The following is a 6,162-nucleotide window of genomic DNA, read 5'->3' on the forward strand; positions in this document are numbered from 1 at the left end:
GCAGCGAGAGCACGGGAACGGCGGGGTCGACGGCCGACAGGAGCGTGCCGAGCTCGTCGGCGCCCACCCCCGGTGCGAACTCGAGCGATCGGTACCCGCCACCGAACGTCTCGCGGAGCGCGGCGGCGAGCCCGCCGTCCACCGTCCCTGCGACGGAGAGCACACAACCTATTCCGCGGTCACCCGCGGAATCGACCTTCTGTGGCTGCCATTTCACCGCGTAGGACCGGCCGGCGGATTCGGATTCGTGGCGGCGGGTGCTGCGACTGGCCAACCAGAAACTGCTCCGTTGGAAGGGATAGGTCGGCAGTTCGATGGTGTGCGGGGTCCGGGGCACGACGAAGCCGAGGTCGATCTCCGCACCGTCGGCCCACGCGGTCGCGAGCGCTCTGACGAAGGCGTCGATCCCCGGCTCGGTGCGTCGCAGCGTCTCCTGACCCTCGATGTCGAGAGCACCGATGAGCACCGGGTGCGGACTGCATTCGATCCCTCGCTCGATGCCGTCGGTGCGTAACCGTTCGACGACCTCCGCCATGCGGACGGTGTGATGGAGGTTGTCGAACCAGTAGTCGCCGTCCATCTCCGGACCGTCGACCAGGTTCGTCGACACGGTGGAGTACAGGGCCAGCTCCGCCGGCCCGGGATCGACGTCCCGGAGCGCCTCGCGCAACTCGTCCCGCAGCAGTTCGACGGACGGCGAGTGGGACGGGTAGTCGACGCTCACCCGCCGGCTGTCGACGCCCTCGGCGGACAGTGCCTGCTCGGCCCGGTCCAGGGCCTCGTCCGGACCCGCGAGCACCGAGGTCGCCATCCCGTTCTGGACGGCGACCGCGAGGTCCCCGCGGTCGAGGTCGCAGATCTCTCCCACACGCGACGGCGCGGCGCGAACCGCGAGCATGCCACCGGTGCCCACGATCCGGCGCAGTGCCAGGGCCCGTCGCGCCACGACCCGTGCGCCGTCCTCCGGCGTCAGGACACCCGCTACCACCGCCGCGGCGATCTCCCCCTGGGAGTGGCCGACGATCGCCGCTGGACGCAGGCCGCTCGCGAGCCACAGGCGGGCGAGGGACACCATCACCGCCCAGAGAGCCGACTGTACGAGCTCGACCCGGTCGAGCCACGACTCGTCCCCGGACCGCAACAGGGCGAGGACATCGGTGCCGAGATGCGGTTCCAACACCGCGGCGCACTCCGCCATCGACGCCGCGAACTCCGGTGAGCGGTCCATGAGTTCACGCCCCATGCCCGCGTACTGGGCACCCTGGCCGGGGAAGATCAGGACGGTGTCCGGGGTCCCCGTCGCCCGGCCGCGCACGACCGCCGGACCGGGCCGACCGTCGCCCAGTCCACGGAGGCCGTCGATGAGCTCCTCCGCGGTCCTTCCGATCACCACGGCACGATGCTCGTCCACGCTCCGTGTCCGGAGCAGGCTGTGGGCGATGGACCGGATATCCGGGTGCGGTTCGGCGGCGAGCCGCTCCACCAGCTCGGCGGCCCGCGCCTGCAGAGCGTCATCGCTGCGCGCCGACAGGACCCACATGACGGGGGCGTCGTCTCCGAGCACCGACGATCCGTGATCGTCACCGGGCTCGGGATCGCCGCCCTCCGTCTCCTCCTCGGGCTCGTACCCGGCGAGCACGATGTGTGCGTTGGTCCCGCTCAGGCCGAACGAGGAGACGCCACATCGTCTGGGGGCGCCGTCGCGCCGGCTCCAGGCCCGACCCTCGGTCAGGACCTCCACACCGGAGCCCTCCCAGTCGATGAGCGGGGTCAGCGGATCGGCATGCAACGAGCCGGGGAGCCACCCGTGTCGCAGCGCCATGATCATCTTGATGAGGCCACCCACGCCCGAGGCGGCCTGGGCGTGACCGACGTTGGATTTCAGCGAACCGATGTACAGCGGCTCCGCGGCGTCGCCGCGCTCCGATCCGTACGCCTCGATCAGCGCGTTGGCCTCGATGGGGTCCCCGAGCCTGGTACCCGTCCCGTGGGCTTCGACCGCGTCGATGTCGGACACCGCGAGACCCGCGGAGGCGACCGCGGCCCGGATCACCTCCACCTGGGCGGGGCCGCTGGGGGCGCTGATCCCGTTCGAGGCCCCGTCCTGGTTGAGGGCGGACCCCTCGATCAGCGCGAGGATCGGATGCCCGTGCTCCCGGGCACGGCTCAGCCGCTCGAGGACGATCACACCGACGCCCTCACCCAGTCCCATCCCGTCGGCGGCCTCCCCGAACGCCTTGCACCGGCCGTCTGCCGCCACGCCGCGTTGCCGGGTGAAGCCCACCAGCGAGATCGGCGCGGCCATGACCGCGGCTCCCCCAGCCAGCGCCAGCTCGCAGTCCCCTCGACGCAGCGCGTTGGCCGCCTCGTGGATCGCGACGAGGGAGGAGGAGCAGGCGGTGTCGATCGTCAGGGCCGGCCCCCGCAGGCCGAGATGGTAGGCGATGCGGCCCGACATGATGCTGGTCGACATGCCCGCTACCAGCGGACCCAGGAGCTCCGTGGGCGCCTCGTACCAATCCTGTCCGTACCCCTGGTAGGCGGCGCCGATGTAGACACCGGTGGCCGATTCGGACAGCGCGTCCCGGGTCAGCCCCATGCGTTCGAACGCTTCCCAGCCGGCCTCAAGCAACAGCCGGTGCTGTGGGTCTGTCGCCCTGGCCTCGTTCGGTGACATGTTGAAGAACTGCGCGTCGAACCGGTCGGCGTCGTGGAGGAATCCCCCGCGGTCGGTCATGCTCGACCCCGGACGCTCCCCGCTCGGATCGATGAGCTGATCCAGATCCCATCCCCTGTTCACGGGGAGGTCGGAGGTCAGGTCATCACCGTCGAGGACCGACTGCCACAGCTGCTCGGGACTGTCACACCCCCCCGGGTAGCGGCAGGCGAGCGAGACCACGGCGATCGGTTCGTCGGCCCGGCGGCGCAGGTCGGCGACTTGAGCGGCGAGACTCTCCTGTTCCTTCAGGGAACGTCGGAGAGCGGTGATGAGGCGGCTGTTGTCGTCCGTCATGAACTGGTCCTCTGATCGGAATCGGATCCGCCGACGCGGGAGATGAGGTCGTCGATGGACAGGGAGTCGATGTCGTCGTCGGCCTCCGGAGGGGGCGGGCCGGGTTCCACCCCGGCGGGGTCCGCGATGCGTCCGGTCTCGGCGACCGGATCCGCATCCCGTTCCCCCAGGGCCTCCGATTGGACGCGCGCCAGTAGGTAGTCGACGAGTCGCTGCGCCGTCGGATGGTCGAAGGCGATCGAGGCGGGGAGCTTGAGTCCGGTCGACCGCTGCAGCCGGCGACGGAGCTCGAGCGCCGTGAGTGAGTCGAAGCCCATGTCACGCAGGGCCCGCCGGGGTGAGACCTCATCGGCGGGCATCGACAGCACCGAGCTGATCTCGCTTTTGACTGCGCCCATCATGGTCCGGGCCCGTTGCGGACCACCCTGTGCGGCCAGGCGTCTGACCAGGTCGGTGCCACCGTCGTCATCAGGCTCCGGTTCGGGTTCGGGCGCCGTGGCCGCCCCGCGTTCCAGACCGGCGAACAGTCGGGTCGGTCGAGCCGACTCGAACACCTCGCGGAAGGTCGGCCAGTCGACCTCGCTGATGCAGACCAGCGGATCCCCTTCACCGAGGACGTCGTCGAGTTCCGCCAGCCCGTCGGCCGGGTCCATGAACGGCAGGCCCTGTGCGCGGAGGCGGTCCTCGAGGTAGTCCGCAGCACGTCCACCGGCTCCCGAGGCCCCGGGGTCCCACAACCCCCACGCCAGGGAGACCGTCGGCAGACCCCGGCCCGTACGCGCGGCCGCGAGGGCGTCGAGGTAGCCGTTCGCGCCGGCATAGGCGCCATGCCGGCCGCTTCCCCAGATCGATGAGATGGACGAGAAGAAGATCATCGGGACACCCGGATCGCCGAACACCTTGTCCAGCGCCCGAGCCCCCGAGACCTTGGCCCGGCAGGTCTGCGCCGCGGACTCGATCCCGAGCTCGTCCAGCGGTTCCAGCGTGCCGCCGACGGCGAGGTGCCACACCGAACCCACCGGTGCTCCGTCCCCGGCGAGGGTCCCGGCGATCTCGCGGAGTCGGTTCTCGTCACCGACATCGCCCGCGAACGTCCTCAGTTCGGCCCCCAGTCCGGCGAGCTCGGTCGACAGCCTCTCGACGTCCTCCGCCCGACCGCCGCTGCGGGACACCGTGGCGATGGTGGTGACGCCCCGGCTCGCCAGCCATGCCGCCACCTGGCGGCCGATTCCCCCGGTGCCACCGACGACGAGTGCGCACCCGCCGAGATCCCACCGGGACCGGTGCGAACGGTCGACCACCAACCGACGACCCTCGATGTCGTGCCCGCGGATCCGCACCTGGTCCTCACCGGCATCGGCGTCGGCCGCGAGTACCCGTCCGAGCGCGGGTCCGTCGAACGTCTCACCGAGCTCGACGAGACCTCCCCACCTGTTCGGGCTCTCCAATCCGCCCGTCCGAGCCAACGCCCACACCGCGCCCGACGCCGGGGTGGGCTCGCCCGTCACGGCCCACACCCGGGGTTCCCCGGGCGTCCGCGCGATCGCGTTCAGCGCCGTGACGACCCACCACATCGCCGCCGGGAGCGAGTCGGGATGGGACGGGTGCATCCGGTCACCGCTGTCCGGTTCGACGGTCGCGGCCAGCAATACCCCGGCCAGTTCTCGTCCCCCGGAGACCCGCTGGACGGTCGACGCCAGCAGGTCGGCGTCGGAGAGTTCCTCCGTGGTCGCGGCGTGTTCGATGAGTTCCGGCCCTGCCGACCCGAAACACGACCGGATGGTCCGCAGACGGACCTCACCGAGCCCGTCGGAATCATGCCGGAGCATCATCCACACCCCGCCGGGCGCGGCCACGGGGAGCTCGACCGGCTCCCACGCCACCGCGTACCTGCGCCCGCTCTCCGGAATGCCGGTCGCGCGCGTGGGGGCCGGTCCCTCGAGCCAGTACCGCCGGTGCTGGAACGGGTAGGTGGGGAGCTGGACCATCGGCCCGGGGCACACCTCGTCCCAGTCCGGCTCGACGCCGGCGAGGACCGAGTCGGCCAGGGACGTGAGCAGATCGGCGCGCCCACCCTCCTCCCGGTGGATCGAAGCGACCGACACCGCCTCGACCGCGGCGGCCTCGAAGCTCTCCTCGAGCGCCGTGGCCAGGATCGGGTGGGGGCTCATCTCGATGAACACCGTGCACCCGCGGTCGAGCGCGGTGTCGATCGCGTCCGAGAAGCGGACCCGGCTCCGCAGATTCCGGTACCAGTACCCCGGCGTGAGGTCCGTGGGATCGGTCACGGTCCCGGTCACGGAGGACACGAACAGCGTCGAATCGGTCCCACCACGGGGTTCGATACCGACCAACGCCTCGCGGACCCGCCCTTCGATCCGGTCGATCTGCGAGGTGTGGGAGGCGTAGTTCACCCGCACCGACCTGTTCCGAACCGACTCCCCGTCGAGCCGCTCACCCAACTCGGTGAGGGCGTCGACCGGCCCGGCCACGACGACCGATCGCGGCGAGTTGACCGCAGCGATCTCGACGGGGCCGTCCTCTGCGAGTCGCGCGCGCATCTCCTCCGCGCCCAGCGACACCGAGAGCATCCCGCTGTCGACGGCCTCGTCCGCCGCGGTCAGGGCGGCGACGGCGGCGGACCGCTCGACGACGATCCGGGCTCCGTCGTCCAGAGAGAGGATCCCGGCGACGCACGCGGCCGCGACCTCGCCCTGCGAATGACCGACCACCGCGTACGGGGTCACTCCCCACCCGGACCAGGTGCGGGCGAGCGCCACCATGACCGCCCACAGTGCCGGCTGTACCCGGTCGACCCGGGAGACCCACTCGTCGTCCTCCCCGTCGAGCAGGTCCATCAGCGACCACCCGGCGACCCGGTCGAGTGCGCCGGCGCACTCGTCGAGTGCATCGGCGAAGACCGGCTCCTCCCGCCGCAGGACGGAGCCCATCCGGACCCACTGGGCCCCCTGGCCCGGGAAGACGAAGGCGACCCGCGGGCGCGTCACGCCGACCTCCCCCACCCGGGCGGACCCGGAGTCTTGTCCCTCGGCCACCCGGCGTACGGCGGCACCCAGGTCCGCCGCGGACCCGGTCACCAGCGCGCGGTGCTCGAAGTGATCGCGGCCCTTGGTCGTCGTGGCCGCTAT

Annotated in this window: 2 protein-coding genes; both read right to left on the reverse strand. The window is 71.4% G+C overall.

The genetic code is table 11. The features are described from left to right. The coding region (locus G6020_RS12750) for a type I polyketide synthase (RefSeq protein ID WP_182610878.1) at window positions 1-3,013 on the reverse strand (3,013 nt) is incomplete at its 3' end. Continuing rightward, the coding region (locus tag G6020_RS12755; RefSeq protein WP_182610879.1) for an SDR family NAD(P)-dependent oxidoreductase at window positions 3,010-6,162 on the reverse strand (3,153 nt) is incomplete at its 5' end. The genes G6020_RS12750 and G6020_RS12755, both read right to left, overlap by 4 nt.

Source organism: Dietzia sp. B19 (genome assembly GCF_014145155.1).
In the GTDB taxonomy this organism is placed as follows: Bacteria; Actinomycetota; Actinomycetes; order Mycobacteriales; family Mycobacteriaceae; genus Dietzia; species Dietzia natronolimnaea.